This window comes from Lachnospiraceae bacterium JLR.KK002 (genome assembly GCA_036941025.1).
Taxonomy (GTDB): Bacteria; Bacillota; Clostridia; order Lachnospirales; family Lachnospiraceae; genus Petralouisia.
Map to the genome: position 1 here is coordinate 750973 of JAYMNP010000001.1, position 17324 is coordinate 768296.

Annotated in this window: 20 protein-coding genes and 6 pseudogenes; 18 read left to right on the plus strand and 8 right to left on the minus strand. The window is 43.7% G+C overall.

Features of this window, described 5'->3' with window-relative positions; translation table 11 throughout:
* Positions 1–13: 13 nt before the first annotated feature.
* The 15 genes and pseudogenes from VSQ32_03620 (at position 14) to VSQ32_03690 (ending at position 9496) form a co-directional block, all read left to right on the plus strand.
* Positions 14–1327 carry an AAA family ATPase gene (locus VSQ32_03620; protein ID MEH2941968.1) on the plus strand — a complete coding sequence of 438 codons (1314 nt, stop codon included), beginning with the start codon at positions 14–16 and terminating at the stop codon, positions 1325–1327.
* Positions 1278–1904 carry a retron system putative HNH endonuclease gene (locus tag VSQ32_03625; GenBank protein ID MEH2941969.1) on the plus strand — a complete coding sequence of 209 codons (627 nt, stop codon included), beginning with the start codon at positions 1278–1280 and terminating at the stop codon, positions 1902–1904. The genes VSQ32_03620 and VSQ32_03625 overlap by 50 nt, the downstream gene beginning before the upstream one ends.
* Positions 1894–2802 (plus strand): YafY family protein, encoded by a 909-nt coding sequence (locus VSQ32_03630; GenBank protein MEH2941970.1) that lies wholly within the window; start codon positions 1894–1896, stop codon positions 2800–2802. The genes VSQ32_03625 and VSQ32_03630 overlap by 11 nt, the downstream gene beginning before the upstream one ends.
* A 64-nt stretch (positions 2803–2866) precedes the next feature.
* Positions 2867–3319 (plus strand): annotated as a pseudogene (locus tag VSQ32_03635) (GyrI-like domain-containing protein).
* Positions 3311–3589 carry a DUF3795 domain-containing protein gene (locus tag VSQ32_03640; GenBank protein ID MEH2941971.1) on the plus strand — a complete coding sequence of 93 codons (279 nt, stop codon included), beginning with the start codon at positions 3311–3313 and terminating at the stop codon, positions 3587–3589. The pseudogene VSQ32_03635 and the gene VSQ32_03640 overlap by 9 nt, the downstream one beginning before the upstream one ends.
* A 2-nt stretch (positions 3590–3591) precedes the next feature.
* Entirely contained in the window at positions 3592–4221 is a 630-nt protein-coding gene (locus tag VSQ32_03645) for a GyrI-like domain-containing protein (GenBank protein ID MEH2941972.1), read from the plus strand.
* 170 nt (positions 4222–4391) lie between these two features.
* A pseudogene (locus VSQ32_03650) lies at positions 4392–4742 on the plus strand (GNAT family N-acetyltransferase).
* Positions 4743–4802: 60 nt separating this feature from the next.
* On the plus strand, positions 4803–5231 hold the full coding sequence (locus VSQ32_03655; GenBank protein ID MEH2941973.1) for a DUF3788 domain-containing protein: 429 nt from the start codon (positions 4803–4805) through the stop codon (positions 5229–5231).
* A 181-nt stretch (positions 5232–5412) separates the two neighbouring features.
* Complete coding sequence (locus tag VSQ32_03660; protein ID MEH2941974.1) at positions 5413–5628, plus strand: inorganic pyrophosphatase; 216 nt, start codon at positions 5413–5415, stop codon at positions 5626–5628.
* A 182-nt stretch (positions 5629–5810) separates the two neighbouring features.
* On the plus strand, positions 5811–6254 hold the full coding sequence (locus VSQ32_03665; GenBank protein ID MEH2941975.1) for a GNAT family N-acetyltransferase: 444 nt from the start codon (positions 5811–5813) through the stop codon (positions 6252–6254).
* A gap of 169 nt (positions 6255–6423) precedes the next feature.
* Positions 6424–7224: a hypothetical protein gene (locus VSQ32_03670; GenBank protein ID MEH2941976.1), complete on the plus strand. Its 801-nt coding sequence runs from the start codon at positions 6424–6426 to the stop codon at positions 7222–7224.
* Positions 7225–7336: 112 nt separating this feature from the next.
* Positions 7337–8302, plus strand: a complete 966-nt coding sequence (locus VSQ32_03675) for a CtkA family protein (GenBank protein ID MEH2941977.1) — start codon at positions 7337–7339, stop codon at positions 8300–8302.
* Positions 8303–8518 carry a hypothetical protein gene (locus VSQ32_03680; GenBank protein ID MEH2941978.1) on the plus strand — a complete coding sequence of 72 codons (216 nt, stop codon included), beginning with the start codon at positions 8303–8305 and terminating at the stop codon, positions 8516–8518.
* A gap of 25 nt (positions 8519–8543) precedes the next feature.
* Positions 8544–8876, plus strand: a complete 333-nt coding sequence (locus tag VSQ32_03685; protein MEH2941979.1) for an antibiotic biosynthesis monooxygenase — start codon at positions 8544–8546, stop codon at positions 8874–8876.
* Positions 8877–8902: 26 nt separating this feature from the next.
* Positions 8903–9496: a flavodoxin family protein gene (locus VSQ32_03690; protein ID MEH2941980.1), complete on the plus strand. Its 594-nt coding sequence runs from the start codon at positions 8903–8905 to the stop codon at positions 9494–9496.
* Here VSQ32_03690 and VSQ32_03695 read toward each other — a convergent pair.
* The 4 genes and pseudogenes from VSQ32_03695 to VSQ32_03710 all read right to left on the minus strand — a co-directional run bounded on the left by VSQ32_03695 (position 9462) and on the right by VSQ32_03710 (position 11791).
* Positions 9462–9791 (minus strand): annotated as a pseudogene (locus VSQ32_03695) (sigma-70 family RNA polymerase sigma factor). The gene VSQ32_03690 and the pseudogene VSQ32_03695 sit on opposite strands and share 35 nt — an antisense overlap.
* 120 nt (positions 9792–9911) lie before the next feature.
* Entirely contained in the window at positions 9912–10553 is a 642-nt protein-coding gene (locus VSQ32_03700; GenBank protein MEH2941981.1) for an ABC-2 transporter permease, read from the minus strand.
* Positions 10550–11413, minus strand: a complete 864-nt coding sequence (locus tag VSQ32_03705; GenBank protein ID MEH2941982.1) for an ABC transporter ATP-binding protein — start codon at positions 11411–11413, stop codon at positions 10550–10552. Before VSQ32_03705 ends, VSQ32_03700 begins: the two co-directional genes overlap by 4 nt.
* Positions 11414–11791, minus strand: coding sequence for a GntR family transcriptional regulator (locus VSQ32_03710; GenBank protein ID MEH2941983.1), 378 nt, complete (start codon positions 11789–11791; stop codon positions 11414–11416).
* A gap of 280 nt (positions 11792–12071) precedes the next feature.
* On the opposite strand from VSQ32_03710, the pseudogene VSQ32_03715 reads away from it, so the two are divergent.
* The 3 genes and pseudogenes from VSQ32_03715 to VSQ32_03725 all read left to right on the plus strand — a co-directional run bounded on the left by VSQ32_03715 (position 12072) and on the right by VSQ32_03725 (position 14942).
* Positions 12072–12787 (plus strand): annotated as a pseudogene (locus tag VSQ32_03715) (transposase).
* Between the two features lie 157 nt (positions 12788–12944).
* Positions 12945–14168 carry a transposase gene (locus VSQ32_03720; GenBank protein MEH2941984.1) on the plus strand — a complete coding sequence of 408 codons (1224 nt, stop codon included), beginning with the start codon at positions 12945–12947 and terminating at the stop codon, positions 14166–14168.
* An 11-nt stretch (positions 14169–14179) separates the two neighbouring features.
* A pseudogene (locus VSQ32_03725) lies at positions 14180–14942 on the plus strand (ISNCY family transposase).
* A 293-nt stretch (positions 14943–15235) separates the two neighbouring features.
* Here the strand turns inward: VSQ32_03725 and VSQ32_03730 are convergent.
* The 4 genes and pseudogenes from VSQ32_03730 to VSQ32_03745 form a co-directional block, all read right to left on the minus strand.
* Positions 15236–15364 (minus strand): annotated as a pseudogene (locus tag VSQ32_03730) (Maff2 family protein).
* A 334-nt stretch (positions 15365–15698) separates the two neighbouring features.
* Positions 15699–15869 (minus strand): hypothetical protein, encoded by a 171-nt coding sequence (locus VSQ32_03735; GenBank protein MEH2941985.1) that lies wholly within the window; start codon positions 15867–15869, stop codon positions 15699–15701.
* Between the two features lie 98 nt (positions 15870–15967).
* Positions 15968–16876 carry an IS3 family transposase gene (locus tag VSQ32_03740; GenBank protein MEH2941986.1) on the minus strand — a complete coding sequence of 303 codons (909 nt, stop codon included), beginning with the start codon at positions 16874–16876 and terminating at the stop codon, positions 15968–15970.
* Entirely contained in the window at positions 16873–17211 is a 339-nt protein-coding gene (locus VSQ32_03745) for a transposase (GenBank protein MEH2941987.1), read from the minus strand. The genes VSQ32_03740 and VSQ32_03745 overlap by 4 nt, the downstream gene beginning before the upstream one ends.
* Between the last annotated feature and the right edge of the window lie 113 nt (positions 17212–17324).

The window sequence follows — 17324 nt, forward strand, 5'->3', positions numbered from 1 at the left end:
AGGTGATTTCTTAATGCGGCTGCAGGAGTTGAAAATGCTGAACTTCCAGATATTCAGAGACCAGAGGTTTGTACTGAATGGAAAAAGTACAATTATTTTTGGTGTAAATGGAACAGGCAAATCGACAGTTCTTTCAGCGGTAAATTATTTAAACAGAGTGTGGATTAATCGTCTGAATCCGGCACAGGGCAGGGCGTTTATGGCATTTTCTGACGATATGATTACCACAGGGCAGTCAGAGCTGTATATTCAGGGAGAAATTGAAATAGATGGTCTTGTATATCCATTATTAAGAATGCACGGGAAGGCAGCAAAAAATCAGAGGAAAAATGCGCCGTCTTATCACAGCGGATATTACAGGACGTTTACAGAAAATTTTGAACGGTCTTTTTTACAGAATGAATCAGCTTCCATGCCGGTTTTTGTAAATTATGGAACAAATCGTTCCGTACTTGATATTCCGGACCGAATCAGAAAAAAGCATATATTTGACAAAGTATCAGCACTGGAACGGGCCATTGAAAATGAACTGGATTTCCGGACTTTTTTTGAATGGTACCGGGACCAGGAGGCAAATGAAATTATTGAAGCGAGGGAGAGGGGAAATGTGGACTATAGCGATCCGTTGCTGGCATGTGTCCGTTATGCCATTGAAGCAATGATAGGAAATGTTTCCAATCTGAGAATCAGAAGAAATCCGGTAAGGATGGTGGTGGATAAATCCGGAAAAGAAATCCGGGTGGATTTACTGTCGGATGGAGAAAAATGCACCCTTGCCATGTTTGGAGATCTGGCCAGAAGGCTGGCACTGGCAAATCCGGGACTGAAAAATCCTCTGGATGGGCAGGGAATTGTGCTGATAGACGAAATTGAGCTGCATATGCACCCTTTATGGCAGAGAAAAGTGTTAAGGGTTTTGCGGGAAACCTTTCCGAATATTCAGTTTATTGTCACTACTCATTCGCCGCAGATTTTAGGAGAAGCTGACGAGCGTTATAATATTTTTGTTTTATCGGAAACAGAGGAAGGTGGATGTGAGGTCAGATATATAAAAAGAATGGATGGGTATGACAGTAATCTGATTCTTGAAAAATATATGAATACGGATTCTAAAAATGCGGCAGTAAAGGAATTAATCCGTGATATACACCGTTTTATTACTCAAAAGAAATATCCGTCTGCGGAAATTCTGCTGGACAGACTGGCAGATATTTCAGGTACCATGGACGAGGAATATATTACAGCGGCAGGATTTTTAAAAAGGAGCAGGATACTGGATGAGAAAAATAAACAGGCAGGCGGAGCCGGAGTTTTGGACAGGGTATAAAAGGCTGCATCCCGGAGAATCATATGAAGATTTGCAAAATACAGCAGAGGGAAGCGAGCTGCGGCAGAATCTGAGAAAAAATCTGATACAATCTCAACATGGGCTGTGCGCTTACTGCTGCAAAAAAATAAATTTGGAGCATTCTCTGAACGAGCATATAAAACCAAAATCTGTATATCCAAAGGAATCCATGAATTATGAAAATCTGGTAGCTTCATGTAAAACAGAGGGGGAAAGTGCAACCTGTGGTGTGAAAAAAGAAAATAATTATGAGGAAAAATTATTTGTGTCGCCGTTAGAAGAAGAGTGTGAGAAAGAGTTTGTCTTTTATCCCAACGGTGAGATAGAAGGAACAGGGAAACGAGGAGAATATACATGCAAAGTTTTGAATTTGAATGCCTATGAGCTGCAGAGAGCCAGAAAAGCCCAGTACAGGGTCTGTACAGCTTATCATGACGCAGAGCTGGTATTTTCCTGTTTTCTTATGCCGGACGAAGAAGGGAATCTGGAAGCATATGTTGATATGATTCAGTTTTTTTATGAAAGAGGTGACTTTGGAATACGGTATGAAACTTGATCGAATGATAGGAATTCTGTCCATACTGCTGCAGCAGGAAAAAGTGACGGCTCCCTTCCTTGCAGAAACCTTCGAGGTGTCCCGCCGCACCATCAACCGGGATATTGAAGCCCTCTGCATGGCAGGTATTCCGCTGGTGACAGAGCCGGGGCAGAATGGCGGCGTGTCGATTATGGAAGGATATAAAATAGACCGGACATTGCTCAGCAGGTCGGATATGCAGGCAATTCTGGCAGGTCTGCGCAGCCTGGACAGTGTGAGCGGCACCAGCCGTTATACGCAGCTGATGGAGAAGCTGTCAGCGGGAGCTTCCAGCCTGCTGACCGGAGATAATCATATATTGATAGACCTTTCGTCCTGGTACAGAGATACTCTGCCGCCTAAAATTGAGCTGCTGCACGACGCCATTCTTTCGGGGCGGAAAGTTTCTTTTTCTTATTTTGCTCCGAAGGGGGAATCACGAAGGAGCGTTGAGCCTTATCACCTGATTTTCCAGTGGGCCGGCTGGTATCTGTGGGGCTGGTGTGAGGACAGAGCGGATTTCCGGCTGTTTAAGCTGGGGAGAATGACGGAACTGAAAGCGGGGCTTCCCTTTGAAAAACGTCAGGTTCCCCTTCCGGATTTATCTCCGGAGCGGATATTTCCTGCCGGTTATCAGGTAAAGGCGAGAATTTCCCCTTCTTATAAATGGAGGCTTGTGGAGGAGTACGGGCCTGAAAGTTTTGCGGAGCAGCCGGACGGATTCCTTTTGTTTTCCTTTGGGTTTATGGATAAAACCAGTATTGTACAGTGGATTATTTCGTTTGGAGACGGAGCGGAGCTTCTGGAGCCGGAGGAGTTCCGGCAGGATGTGCTGGAATTTGCAGAAGGAATCCGGAAAAAATATCTGGAATCATGACATACAGATGTCATGGTTGCTCTGATAAAATAAGAGTATTCAAAAGAAAGGATGGTCTTATTTTATGAATTATGAAATTGTAACACTGGAAGAAAAAACGGTAGCAGGTATCTCAGCCAGGACAAATAATGGTTCTCCTGATATGGGAGCTGTGATTGGAGGGCTCTGGAACCGCTTTTATAGTGAGGGGATTTATGAGGGAATTCCCGAAAAGGCAAATCAGAAGGCTCTTGGAATTTATACGGATTATGCCGGAGACGAGACAGGAGATTATACCGTTATGGTTGCCTGCGAGACAAAAGGCGAACCCCAGGGAAAACCGTATGAAGTCCGCCGGATTCCGGCGGGGCGGTATGCAAAATTTGTGATTCACGGAGATATGGTACAGGCGGTGGCGGCAGCCTGGCAGGAAATCTGGCAGATGAATCTGCCCCGAACCTTTCAGTCTGATTTTGAAGAATACCAGGACGACCATATGGAAGATGCGGAAATTCATATCTATGTAGGACTGGCGGAGGATGGGAAAGAAAATATCGAATCCCGCTGCGGTCTTCTGTGCAGCGCCTGCGCTTACCGGGAGCAGATGAACTGCGCAGGCTGCGTACATATTGCAAAGCCCTTCTGGGGCGAAAGCTGTCCGGTGAAATCCTGCTGTGAGGGACAAAAACTGGAACATTGCGGACAGTGTGAAAAGTTTCCATGTGAACTGCTGAATCAGTTTGCATACGATGAACAGCAGGGGGATAACGGAAAGCGCATTGAGCAGTGCCGCTGCTGGAAGGAGTAAGCATGGCTTTTGACTATAAAAAAGAATATAAGGAATTTTATCTGCCCAAAAACAAACCGGAGCTGATTACAGTGCCTTCCATGAATTTTATAGCAGTCCGGGGTGAGGGCGACCCAAATGAGGAGGGCGGCGCTTATAAGCAGTCCATCGGCCTGCTTTACGGAGTTGCCTTTACCATCAAAATGAGCAAAAAGGGAAAACATCAGATGGAAGGGTACTTTGATTATGTGGTTCCTCCGCTGGAAGGCCTCTGGTGGCAGGAGGGGATAGAAGGCGTTGATTATTCCCACAAAGAGAATTTCCGGTGGATATCCATGATTCGTCTGCCGGAATTTGTGACAAAAGAAGAATTTGACTGGGCTGCGGCAGAAGCTGCAGCAAAGAAAAAGACAGATTTTTCCAAAGTGGAATTTCTGACTTATGAAGAAGGATTATGCGTACAGTGTATGCACATCGGCCCATATGACGAGGAACCGGCCACCATTGAGAAGATGGATGCTTTTGCAGAGGCGCAGGGCTGCCTGCCGGATTTTGGAGGGCCCCGGCGTCATCATGAAATTTATCTCAGCGACGCCAGAAGATGTAAACCGGAAAATCTGAAAACAGTGATTCGCCATCCGGTGAAGAGATAAAGCAGAGTCCGAGTAAGAGATAAAATCCCGGAAATACTGATAAAACAGGCGTTTCCGGGATTGCTAATATTACGTTACGTGAGAGGCAGTACGTTTTGCTGATTGGGTTTTCCATATGAAAGACAGCTTATGGGAGGAAAGAGATGAAATATGTAAAGGCAACTTCTGAAATGGCAAATGAAATTTACAATGTTTTGCATACGGCTATTAAGACAGTGTATCCCAGGTATTATCCGAGAGAGGTAGTGGACTTCTTTTGCAACCATCATAGTAAAGAACATATCCTGGAGGGAATAGCGTCCGGGAACATGGGAGTGTTAATGTATAACGATGTGATTGCCGGAACGGGCTGTTTTGATGGTAACCATATTACAGGCGTATATGTGCTGCCCTCTTATCAGAAGCAGGGTTGTGGTTCGTATATTATGAATTGTCTGGAACGGGAAATTTCCAGAATGTATGATACGGCTGTTTTGGACGCCTCGCTTCCCGCAGCGTGCTTATACGAACATAGAGGTTATAAGACTGTGGGGCATGGGATACTTGAACTGGAAAATGATGTGAAGCTGGTTTATGAAATCATGGAGAAAAGATTAAAATGCGATGTGATACCCGACGAAGCAGAAATGACAGCTTTAGTTGGAAAAGATCTGTATGATGTATGGAATAAGTTATGTGCGTTAATTGATGAAAAATATGACATGGATTGTCTGTGGAATAAAGGCGGTAAAGCATGGAAATATGAATATAAATACCGCCGGGGCGGCAAAACGCTGTGCGCATTATATGCAAAAGAAAACTGTGTGGGTTTTATGATTATCTTAGGGAAAAACGAACGGTTAAAATTTGAAACGGACAGAGAAAATTACGGGAAGGAAGTTCAGGAAATATATGATAAAGCGCAAACTTACCATGATGGAAAATGGATGATGTTTGAGCCGGTGGATACTTCTTTGTTTCATGACTTCATTAAACTGCTGAGAATCAAAAGAAAGCCAAACAGAAAGTAGAGTTACGATTGTTTTGAATGGTGCAGAAGATTTGGAGAAAAATTTCAATATAGTACATAGTTCGATGAATTCTGTTATTGGAAGAACTGTAACTGTAACGGTTGACAGACCATTGGGAAGTTACCATCCTGAACATAAGGATATGTATTATCCGATAAATTATGGCTATGTAGAAGGTATTATGGCACTGGATGGAGAAGAACAGGACGCTTATATATTGGGTGTGGATGAAGCTGTGGAAAAGTTTACCGGAACGATTATTGCAATTGTACATAGAAATGATGATGTGGAAGAAAAATGGGTTGTTGCACCTGCAGGAATGGCTTTTACGAAAGAAGAAATCAGGGAGCAGATTCATTTTCAGGAACAATATTTTGACAGTGAGATTATGATGTAAATCAGGTTGTAAAGAGCATGGCCGGGTATGCAGGGATTCCTGTAATTAATGCAGGGACTTCTGAAAATCATCCATGTGAAATTATTACGGATTTATATGCAGTGTCTAAGATTCATAAAGATATCGAGAAGATATTGGAGCGAAAATGATATAAAATTTTGACAGGGAGATGTTTGGAATAAATGACAGTCAAAGAAGCAAACATAAATGATTTGCATGAAATACTGCAGTTATATCTGTATCTGCATGAGGAAAGTATTCCGGAAGATACAGAGCATATACATAGGACATGGGAAAATATTATAAATGATGTAAATCACCATCTTATCGTTTGTGAAGTGGATAATAAGATTGTGGCATCCTGCGTATGTGTGATTATTCCAAATCTTACAAGAAATGTACGTCCATATGCATTTGTTGAAAATGTGGTAACACACGGCAGTTATCGAAAAAAGGGGTATGCTACGGCTTGTCTGGATTATGCAAAGCAGGTTGCTAAAGCTAACAATTGTTATAAGATGATGCTGCTTACTGGTTCTAAGGAAGAAGGTACCTTAAACTTCTACCGAAATGCCGGGTATAACAGCTCGGACAAGACAGCATTTATACAGTGGACTGATATGTAAAATACCGTTTATGATGCGGTACAGCATACTGTAAAAACAGTTTATCCGAAATACTACCCAGTTGTCAGAACAATGGGAATGGAAAAATTTCTATTGTGAAACATAATCTTGCAGGTAGTTATCTCAAATCCTTGAGAATGGGCTGTCAACTTTTTTTATACCACATCAGATGGACAACAAGAAATGCCTTATCTTTATCCGTGGGTTTGATCCGATACTGGATAACAAGTATAATCCGTTCAAGCACCCGGTATTTGCACAGACCGCAGACGGGGAGGGGAAACCCTATGAGCATGAGCCGGCAGCGGAGGGGGAGAGTGCGGAACCGGGCTTTACCATCCTGAACAAAAAATCCCTTGCCTATTATGAGGGGATGAAAGAGAAAGGGGAGCCGGTTTATATTGACGAAATCCCTTATGAGGACTTCATCCTGCTGGGGCAGACAGACATGGAGAAACGGTTTATGGATTTGGACGGGCTGGAACAGCAGGAGCGCCTGAATGAAGATATGGAGTCGGGGCTGGAACTGGAATATGCCTTTGATACGGAAGATGGGGCAGACGGAGGCTTTGCGGCAGGAGGGGCGGAAACGTCAGGAAACCGGACGGCAGGGAACAGTGGGCAGCAGGGAAGTGGCGGGCTGCCGGAGGAATTTGTAATCGGGGATGGTGGTGGAACCGGAAAGCCGCAGGCAGCAGACGGGACAGGAGGGCAGAAACCGCCTGTGCCGGGAGGAACCGGGCAAACAGAGGCAGTGGCAGATAGCAGAAAAATACCATCCACAGACAGGAGGGGTAAAGCAGAGGATTCCATTTCCTACCGTCTGTTCCACTGGAAATTCAGCGTGGAGCAGAAAGAGGAAGTCAAGCGTGCAATGGCGGTCCGTGTGCCGAAAGAAGTCATACTGTCCTATTTTTATCCGGAAACTTCGGTGGTACGGATGATAGAGATACGCAGGCGGTATGAATAAAATACTTTGTTGTGCTTCCCGGCAAAAATAGTTATAATGAGAAGTAGAAAAAGTAAAGTTCATGTGGGAATGGGTGCTGTCCCATTCCTGCTGGAAATATGAGGTGGTAATAATGCAGATGGTTGATTTTAACCGTTATGGGCAGAACCAGAGAATGTATGGCGGTACAGCAGGAAGAAAGATGGGTATTGTTTATGAGGGAAAGAACTATATTTTGAAATTTCCGGGAAATTTGAAAGAGCAGCAGATGAAAAATATACAGCTCAGCTATTCCAACAGCCCCGTCTGTGAATATATTGGTTCACAAATATATAGGCTTCTGGGCTTTTCGGTGCATGATACGGTGTTAGGTTTCAGGAATAAAAAGACGGTTGTGGCATGTGGGGATTTTTTGGAGGATGGCGACAGGCTGTATGAATTTGACAAGATAAAGGTAACATTCGACCCGCCGTTTTTAGATTCCAAAGGGAATGAAACAAACGGTACCGGACTGGATTTGTATGAAATACTGATGACAATACAGGAACATCCATTCCTAAAAGGCGTGGATGGCGTGCAGGAACATTTCTGGAATATGTTTGTGGTGGATGCACTGATTGGGAATACGGACCGTAATAACAGTAACTGGGGTGTTATCGTCAGGGAGGATGGTACAAAGGAACTGGCACCCGTTTATGATAATGGGAACTGCCTGAATTCGAAATGGGATGATGAAAAAATGCAGGCGGTTTTATCGGATGAAAAGCGTCTGGCGGCAGAGTCTTTCTCAGCGAGAAGATGTATCTTTGAATTGGGCGGAGACAGGCTGAATCCGTACCATCTGATAGAGAGGATGGAATATGAGGGCTGTAATGAAGCGGTAAGAAATATTACACCGAAAATGGCACGTGCATTGCCGGAGATAGAAAAAATGGTTTCCGGGATTCCGGTGCTGACTGACATACAAAAGAAATTTTATCTGGCGGTTATGGAAGAACGGTATGAGAAAGTCTTTGAGCCGGCATGCCGGAAGATCATGGGGCAGCAGATGGCAGAGGAAAGGCAGACGGAAGTTGGACAGGAAAGAAGGTGCAGGTAAATGTTTATTGACGAAACCATAGAGCTTCGGGAAGATTTGCCGGAAAGGCTGTGGCGTGACTTTGCGGAACTACGGAAATATTACGATGCGGGCGACTGGTTCAATTTTGATATTTTCTTTGAGGGGGTTGAGGCAACCGTTAAGGGATATTATCTGGCAGGGAAAATCAGCCGGGCAGACCTGGACTGCATTTTTCGGAAGTATGGGATTTTGTAATTCAGGACATGAGGAGATGATTCAGGTGGCTATTACGGTCAATATTTATTACAGTGGCGTGAATGGCAATGCAGTTAAATTTGCGGAAGAAATGGTTTCAAGCGGCATTGTCAGTGACATCCGTGCAGAAGATGGAAATATAAGATATGAATATTTTTTCCCTATGGATGATAAGGAGACGGTGCTTTTAATCGACAGTTGGAAAGACCAGCATTCCTTAGATGTCCACCATGCTTCTCCCATGATGGCAAAGATTACGGGACTTCGGGAAAAGTATGGCCTGCATATGAGGGTGGAACGGTATGTATCTGATGAAAGCGGAGTTCCGGCAGCGGATATGGCATTTATCAGGGAATAAGGACGAAATAATCCGGAGGTGCAGCAGTGAAGAAAATTCTTATAGTGCAGGGTGGCGGCAGGGCTAATGGGAATACGGCACAGCTTGTCAGCTATTTTGTAAAAGGGGCAGAGGAAGGCGGGCATTCGGTTGAGGTGGTATCACTGGTAAAAAATGAAGTCAAAGGGTGTCTTGGCTGCAATGCCTGCCGCTATGGGAAACCATGTGTGCAGAAAGACGCATTTAACGGTATTGTTCCCCAAATAAAAGATGCAGACTGTATCGTTTTTGCCTCACCTTTGTATTTCTGGACGGTATCATCCCGGATAAAGGCCTTCATTGAAAGGTTTTACTGTATCGCAGAGGAAGATTCCAACCCGCCATTGGGCAGGTATGAAAAATATCCGGTTAAGGACTGTGCGCTGCTTATGACTTCGGCAGATGATTTCTTCTGGACCTTTGAGCAGGCGGTTTCCTATTACCAGTTTACGATGGTAAATTATATTGGATTCCATGACAGGGGGATGGTGCTTGCCGGGGGATGCGGGGATACGAACGGCAAGCCGCAGATTGATAAGACAGCCCACTTGCAGGCGGCGTATGAATTTGTGAATAATCCCCGAAAAAATAAAGGAATATGATTTCCCGGTTTCTCTCCGGCAGGGATAACAGGGCGGCTGCAAGCTCCCCATTGGTGAGGATAACTGTTTGACCGCATATCGTTATGGGGTATTCTTCATAAGGTGCTTCAAAATATTCGTCTGTTGTACCTAAAGGGTAAAATTTTTCTTCTGTGAGGTATTCAAGGGATATTTCTTTTTGCCGCCGTCTGCTCCTGTCACGCCATGCGTTGAGTGCTGCATAGCGTATGACGGTCTTGCAAAAGCCGTTGAATGTATACATGATGTGTTCCTTGTATGCTTCTGTGCAAGGCATAGATAATTCCCCCTTTCTCCCACATAGGGCGTTGCATGATATATAGATATATTTTTTCTACAAATTAAAAAATGTTTTTAACCTTGCTGATTCCAATAAACCATTTACATTTACAGAAAATTATGAGTGTGTTTTTGTATAGAAGTGAACCGATAGTTTATAGGAAATTACCCCCATGATTGCCAAAACAACAATACCTATAATAATTGCATAATTAGCAAGCCATAAAGCTAAACTCTCCAAGTCAACATTAAACTGCTTTAGGACATACGCAACAGCTAAAACCAGCATAACAGAAAATATCATTGTCAATGAACCACCATTAACTCCCAAAGCATAACCTGTTGGAATGGTCAGTAAGCCATAAAACAGAGCAAGTGTAAATCCTGCCAACGAAAATTTCACACACAGGACAAGTGTAAGTTCCTTAAAAAACAATCCTGCGATAACACATAAACTGAATGAAATAGTAGACATTACAACAGTAATAAGTATGAAAAACAAATATCTACTTGTAACAATCATCTTACGGGTAGTAGGTAAGGCAATCGCTAATTTATCCCATTTGCATTGCGTGTCATATACCATAATCGTTTTAGGAATACCCACTAAAAGTAACGGTAGGAAAAGTGCTACATACATTGCCCCTACTGCTTGAAAATAAATCAATACACCCAATGCAACAAGAGCGATAAGAATATAGTTCAAGGGGCGTATGCGTTCTCTCATTACATAAAAATCCTTTTGAATTAGCCCTTTCATTTTGTTTCCCCCTTTACATAGAACAGCATAATGTCATCAATATTTGCAGGCTCCACAATAGCCTTTGGATAACTTTTTTCTACTTTGCGCCGATTGCAAACAAGAACTTTATACTGAAAATCCTGTTTACGAAAAGCTATGATTTCCGATTTATCCATATTTTCAAATATTGCAGCACCACAAATCACAACTCCATAATTATCAATCAATTCATCTTTAGGGTGGCTGAAAATCAGCTTGCCTTTGTGTATGAAAGTGATATAATCAGCGACTTTCTCTAAATCACTTGTTATATGTGTAGAAAACAATATAGAGTGATTTTCGTCTTGAACAAAGTCAATAAGAATATCCAAAATATCATCTCTAATTACGGGGTCAAGTCCGCTGGTCGCCTCGTCCAAGATTAACATTTCTGCTTTATGGGAAAGAGCAACCGCAAAAGCCAATTTAACTTTCATTCCCCTTGAAAAATCTTTAATTTTCTTTTTGAGGGGAAGTTCAAATTGCGTAAGGTAATTTTGATACTCGCGGCTTTGCCAGCTTGAATAAATACCTGCCATGCACTTCCCAAGTTCAATAGGTGTCAATATATCGGGAAAGTGATTTTCGTCAAATATTATCCCAATCTTATTTTTGATAAAAACCTCTTCCGAAATATTATCTTTCCCGAAAATAGTGATTTCGCCATCTGTCATTGTGATTTCGTTAAGTATGCAGTTGATTGTCGTGGACTTTCCAGCTCCATTTTCCCCGATCAATCCCATAATCACACCACGGGGAATTGAGAAACTCAATTTATCAAGAACAAAATCCCCATAATCTTTTGATAGATTGTGTACCTCTAAAATATTTTCAGTCATTTAATCTTCCTCCTCATATAAAATTGTTAGCAATTCAATCATTTTATCAAAAGAAATTCCACTTGCACGGGCTATTTCTATTGCTTCTAAAAACCTTTCCTCAATTTTCTTTTGTTGTTCTTCCAGATAAAAATCTTGATTTTGCGCCGATACATAACACCCTTTTCCTGCCGTGGTTTCGATAAAACCGTCCTCCTGCAACGTGGAGTATGCTTTCTGAACAGTTAAAATGCTAATGTGTAAAGATTTTGCCAAAGACCGTACAGAAGGAATGGCTTCGCCAGTTTTTAACTCTCCACTCATAATTGCCGCCTTAATTTGTGTAGAAATTTGCTCATATAAGGGTCGGCTTGCCTTATTGCTTACTATGATTTCCAACTTCTCACCACCATTCCGTTCTATACTGTTATATAAGAGTAAATACAGTATAAAACAGGTCGATTTAATTGTCAATAGGGATAATAAAAAGCAGAGCAAACGGTGTGTTTGTCCTGCTCCTTATATTTACAATAATTTTAGGCATTTGCGAAACGCCAGAACCCGCATAAATACGGGATTCTTTTTGTCACAAAATAAAACAACTCCTCACTGGTTTGTGGTAAAATTGAGATGCCGAGTAACAATCAACCATATCCACCAGTAAAGGAGTTGTACCTACATGATAACATACAAACAGCTCTCTTTGGCAGATATTTTTACCGATTGCCAAAATAAATTTGATAATGATAAATATCAGTTCCTTGCACTTCTCGAAAATACCATCAACTTAGATGAAATTGTCCCAGTGTCCTTTATTTCTCATTTCCATGCTGCCACTGGCAGGCCCCGTAAGCATCTGCTTTATCCAATGCTCAGGGCTCTGTTATTACAGCTTATCTTCTCAATCCCAACAACATCCCTGCTGATCATATTCCTGAAATACTCCCAGGAACTGCGAGACTTCTGTGGGTTTGATGTTGTCCCGGATGCCTCTAAATTCACCCGGTTCAAACAGGATTTTTTATCGGACTTACAATCCATGTTCGATCATCTTGCTGACTTGACCGAACCGATCTGCCATTGTATTGATACACAGAAAGCTTCCATGCTTCTCTTTGACACCTCCGGCATTGAGGCATGGGTTACAGAAAACAATCCCAAATATGCCAACCGTATCATCAAACAGCTGAAAGCCTTCAAAAAAGCAAAAGGGATGGCCGATTCCTTTGACCCTTATAAAGCCGCCTACGGCTCCATGCCTTCCCATGCTGCCGCCAGTCCAGCCATTCAGCAGATGTACATTAACGGGCATTTCTGTTATGCTTCACCACTTTACAACTTTTCCATAAAAAAAATGTCATACAGGACTTTCTGATGTATAATAAGTTTGCAAACAAAAAAATACGAAAGAAAGTGATCCTGTACGACAGACTTATTATACAACGAAAAAACTATAATTGGTAGACTTTATCATTATTTTTACATTTATTTTGAGGCTTGTTCCATTCCTACAGCCGAGACATTGGTCCTGCTCCTGCTGTCCATACTGACACTGGAGTCAGCGGATTCCATCCGTTTCCTTTACAGACATTTCCTGTCAAAGCTAACAGATAAATCCCTGAATGCCTTTTACTATGCCTGCTCCTATGCCAAAGTGGATTATTCCAGGTTTATGAATGCAACAGCATCTATGGCATTGAAACTAATCCCGAAATCCTTAGAGACGCAGCCCGTTTTTTTATGCATGGATGATACCATTGTTCCCAAATATGGAAAGAAATTTGAGGATGTCTCAAAACTCTTTGACCATTCCGCGCACAACGGCAGCGGCTACCTGAATGGGCACTGCTTTGTAAGTGTCATGCTCTGTGTGCCAATGTGGGATAAAGGCAAGATTGTTTACCAGGCGTTTCCGCTTTCCTACCGTATGTGGCAGAAAGAAGAGTCAAAATTAAAGCTGGCTGCTTCCATGGTACGCCAGGCCATGCCTGAATTACAGGAAAAGGCGAATGTCATTATCCTATGCGACAGCTGGTATACAAAAGGGGATCTGGTTTCTGTCGTGGATGAATACCCAAACCTTGGCCTAATCGGAAATGCAAGGTATGACTCTGTCCTTTATGACCTTGCCCCGCAGCCGACCGGAAAAAGGGGCAGGCCTGCAAAACATGGGAAACGTCTTTCGGCGGAAAAAGATTTTACACTTTCGGATGAAAAAATAGGCGGTTATTATATTGGGATGCGCCGTGTCCTTACAAATATTTTCGGCACAAGGGAAGTTTTTGCCTATGTGACAGCCACAGAGAAGGAAGGCGGTTCCAGGCGCCTGTTCTTCAGTACGGTTTTCCCCACACAGCTGCAGATTTTTTGTGCATGGCAGGAAAAGACCCCCCTGAACCAGACGGGGAGTGCATGGATGGATTACATCCCCTTGTTCCTGTACTCATTCAGATGGAAGATAGAAGTCAGCTATTACGAACAGAAAACCTTCTGGTCACTATGCAGCTATATGGTGCGCAGCCGGAAAGGGATTGAAATGCTGGTTAATCTGATCAACATAGCTTATTGTGCGATGAAACTGCTGCCATATCAGGATGAAGCATTTTCAAAGTACCGTAGGGAAAGCGCACAGGATTTCAGGTTTGTGCTCAGCGAGCGGATCAGGCAGGAGGTATTTTTTGCCACTTTCGTGAAAAAGAGCGAAAGTATAATAAAATCATCTGCCCTTATGAGAGCCTTAAAATACCTTGTTCAGCAAAAGGAGCGCTATTTATAATAGTTGTAAAGTGGTGTTATGCTTATAAATTCGGTATTATTACCAACGGACTCGGCATTGTCCGGGATATTTCCTTTTATAACAAGGACTTTCTTGCGGCTCATCCTGACATCATTGTTGGAAAAAAATCTGATTCCCCGGATGAAGATAAGAGTCTTGCCGATTCCAGGGCATTGATTCCCACTTTAAAGGATTTCTTTCGGAAGCATCCGCTTATCAATCCGAAAACTTTTCTGGGGGATGCCTCATTTGATTCCATTGAAATCTACAAATACCTGTTACAGGAAGCCTCCTTTGAGAAAGCTTACATTCCCCTCAACGGCAGAATCTCCCTTCCAAAATCCGACTGCCCGCTGAATAAGGACGGCATCCCCTGTTGCCCCAAAGACCCATCCCTTCCAATGAAACGGGAAGGAAGCAAATCCCATCTCCGCTGCGGACTGCCAACCATGAAGTTTGTATGCCCGAAAATGAAATGGGAATATGATAAATCAACCGGTAAAAGCAAACGCGTCTGCCACTGTGAAAATCCCTGTACGGAATCCCCCTGCGGCAGGATGTTTTATATTTATCCCGAGAAAAACCTGCGCGCCTATCCTGGTACGCTCCGTAGTACGGCCGAATGGGATTCCACCTATAAGATCAGGGTAAATGTTGAGAAATCAATCAACCATTTCAAGGACAGCTTCTGTGTTGCCGGGCGTAAAACGCAGAATGAAAAAACGCTTCATGCTGACCTGCTTCTCGCCGGGATTACCCAGCTTATTACAGTAATGGTGGCTGATAAACTGCACAGGCATGAATATATCCGCAGTTTAAAACCTCTGATTGCATAACCTTACATACCGCATACCATTTCACGGGCAGATAACCTTATCTGCTTTGTTTTCATGTCTTAAAACTCTTGTTATCCACATCCACCTCCTGTAAGTCCGGCTCAACCGGGCCTTTGCCCTATTGGAATCAAGATTTTGAACTTGTTTCGCAATTACCTAACAATAATTTGGAATAGTGGATGTTGGCGGTCTATCTCTTGTTTTCGGTTGCTTGCTTCTTTACCGTACATGAGCATTCGCGCCCGGATTGTCATTGCCGTAGCCCTCCATCAGATTGATTACGCCCCAGATACCAAGCCTGGCTCCAAGTGCTACAACAAGGGTCTGCAAAACGTCTACTGCGCTATTGAAAAATGCCATAAATATATCCTTTCTGCCGCGTCTGCGGCTGTCCCCGCGCTGCGTAAGTCCTGCGGCGCGGCGGTATTCAGTTGTAAGGGGTGCGGCTCCTGCCGCTGTGTACTGCGCCGGAAAGTGGGGGCGCGTATCATGTAGCCGGTATGGATAGATGTGATTGCTTCAATCGCTCCTTTCTGTGTCCCGCTGTGCTGCCGGACGTTTTTTCAGACTTGCGGGAAGTGAATAGCTTGCGTAGCAAGGTGTTCGCTTCCCGCAAGTTCACAAAGGGGTAGCTGCCGCAAGGCAGCGTAGGGGAAGTGTAGCTTCCCCTGTCCCCCGGCGGTCTGCCATGCTGTCACTGTTGCGGGATAAGCCCCCGGCGCGTGACATACTCCGTTGCAAAACGGCGGTGTTCCGCTTCCTTTTCCCGCCAATACTCCCATAATGCAGCGTCGGCGGCTTCCGCAACATTCATTAAAAACCGTTCAAGCTGCTTTTGTTTTTCCTCTGCGCTACGTTTCCTCATGGTCTGCGTCCTCCTGTAAGTCTGCCGCGTCAATCTCGTAATAGTCAAAATGATTTTGTCAAGATTAGTTGACACATTTTTCTCAAGGGTTTTGTATTCTATGCTGCTTCTTCCAGAGAATCATAGTATCGCTGTCGTTTGATGATGGGAGGAAGCCCTCCATTAGCAGAACAGATCCTCCGGTTATTCCAATAGCTGATGAAATATCTCCAGATCAGGGTTTTCAGTTCATCTGTGCTCATCTTCTCAGTATCATAGCGGTCATATAACAGTTCTGATTTCATTCTGGCCCACATGCTTTCACAGCGGGCATTATCATGGCATCTTCCACCCGCGCTGTTCATGCTTTGTCGGATGCCATATTGATTGATTGCGTCCCGATAAAGCCGGCTGGTGTACTGGCTTCCCCTGTCACTGTGGATAATTGCTCCGCGGATGCCTGGATACGCTTCCGCCGCGTTTTTCAATGTCCGCACACATAACGGAGCTTTCATGTTTGTATCCATTGCCAGGCCAACCACGCTGGAATCGAAGCAGTCGAAAACAGCGGAAACATACAGCTTTCCATCGCTGGCTTTGATCTCTGTTATGTCTGTTACGCACTTGGACAGCGGTTCCTCTGACTTGAAATCACGTTTTAACAGATCTTCTGATTTCCGGGCTTCCCGGTCTGCTTTCGTGATTCCGTTTGGTTTACGCCTGGGATGATGGCTGATTCCAATATCCTCCATGACACGGTAAACAGTACGTTCGCTGGGAATATCCACATTTTCAGGCTGTTTTAACATTAATGCCTGATACATGCGGATCCGGCCGTAGGTGTCATTACAATCGTCTTCCTCAAGGATCTCCATCATGGCATCTGCCAGAGCCTGGTACTTCCATGGGCGGTCTTTATTTGCAAGGTACCGGTAAAATCCCTGCCTGCTGACACGAAGGGCTCTGCAGTAAAAAGAAAGATTTCCTTTTAATTCGCCGTCTTTGGTTTTAAACGCAATAAACTTCATTCTTTCGTTTTTGCTGACCTCAGACGGCTCGCGGCGAAAAAAGCGCTGGCTTCCTCAAGAAAGTCATTTTCCTTTTTCAAACGGCGGATTTCTTTTTCCTGTTCCTTAACCTGCTGTCGGAGCTTTAAGAGTTCCTCATTAAGCGTCATGGCGCTTTGCGGGGTCTGTGAACCTGCCCCAAGGTCGAGGCTGCCAGGGCGGTTGGCCCGTACCCAGCCATACATAGTATTCTTTGGTACCCCCAGTTCTTTGGCGGCTTTTGCTTGTCCGATTTCCTTTGCGAGTTTCACTGCCTGTACTTTGTATTCATGGTCGTATTGCCTGTTTTCTGCCATTTTTGTTCACTCCTTATTCTCTTGATTATATCTCAAATCCTTGAGAATGGGCTGTCAACTTTTTTTATACCATATCACGGTATTCAGGATGCGGCGGCGCAGGCAAAAGCGGA

What these genes read in the sequence shown, in the direction of transcription:
- VSQ32_03675 (MEH2941977.1), top strand. Translation starts at nt 7,337, where the DNA reads ATGCAGATGGTTGATTTTAACCGTTATGGGCAGAACCAGAGAATGTAT.
- VSQ32_03625 (MEH2941969.1), top strand. Translation starts at nt 1,278, where the DNA reads ATGAGAAAAATAAACAGGCAGGCGGAGCCGGAGTTTTGGACAGGGTAT.
- VSQ32_03655 (MEH2941973.1), top strand. Translation starts at nt 4,803, where the DNA reads ATGGAGAAAAGATTAAAATGCGATGTGATACCCGACGAAGCAGAAATG.
- VSQ32_03620 (MEH2941968.1), top strand. Translation starts at nt 14, where the DNA reads ATGCGGCTGCAGGAGTTGAAAATGCTGAACTTCCAGATATTCAGAGAC.
- VSQ32_03740 (MEH2941986.1), bottom strand. Translation starts at nt 16,876, where the DNA reads ATGAAGTTTATTGCGTTTAAAACCAAAGACGGCGAATTAAAAGGAAAT.
- VSQ32_03735 (MEH2941985.1), bottom strand. Translation starts at nt 15,869, where the DNA reads ATGAGGAAACGTAGCGCAGAGGAAAAACAAAAGCAGCTTGAACGGTTT.
- VSQ32_03680 (MEH2941978.1), top strand. Translation starts at nt 8,303, where the DNA reads ATGTTTATTGACGAAACCATAGAGCTTCGGGAAGATTTGCCGGAAAGG.
- VSQ32_03670 (MEH2941976.1), top strand. Translation starts at nt 6,424, where the DNA reads ATGGACAACAAGAAATGCCTTATCTTTATCCGTGGGTTTGATCCGATA.
- VSQ32_03665 (MEH2941975.1), top strand. Translation starts at nt 5,811, where the DNA reads ATGACAGTCAAAGAAGCAAACATAAATGATTTGCATGAAATACTGCAG.
- VSQ32_03705 (MEH2941982.1), bottom strand. Translation starts at nt 11,413, where the DNA reads ATGACTGAAAATATTTTAGAGGTACACAATCTATCAAAAGATTATGGG.
- VSQ32_03700 (MEH2941981.1), bottom strand. Translation starts at nt 10,553, where the DNA reads ATGAAAGGGCTAATTCAAAAGGATTTTTATGTAATGAGAGAACGCATA.
- VSQ32_03630 (MEH2941970.1), top strand. Translation starts at nt 1,894, where the DNA reads ATGAAACTTGATCGAATGATAGGAATTCTGTCCATACTGCTGCAGCAG.
- VSQ32_03745 (MEH2941987.1), bottom strand. Translation starts at nt 17,211, where the DNA reads ATGGCAGAAAACAGGCAATACGACCATGAATACAAAGTACAGGCAGTG.
- VSQ32_03645 (MEH2941972.1), top strand. Translation starts at nt 3,592, where the DNA reads ATGGCTTTTGACTATAAAAAAGAATATAAGGAATTTTATCTGCCCAAA.
- VSQ32_03660 (MEH2941974.1), top strand. Translation starts at nt 5,413, where the DNA reads ATGGCACTGGATGGAGAAGAACAGGACGCTTATATATTGGGTGTGGAT.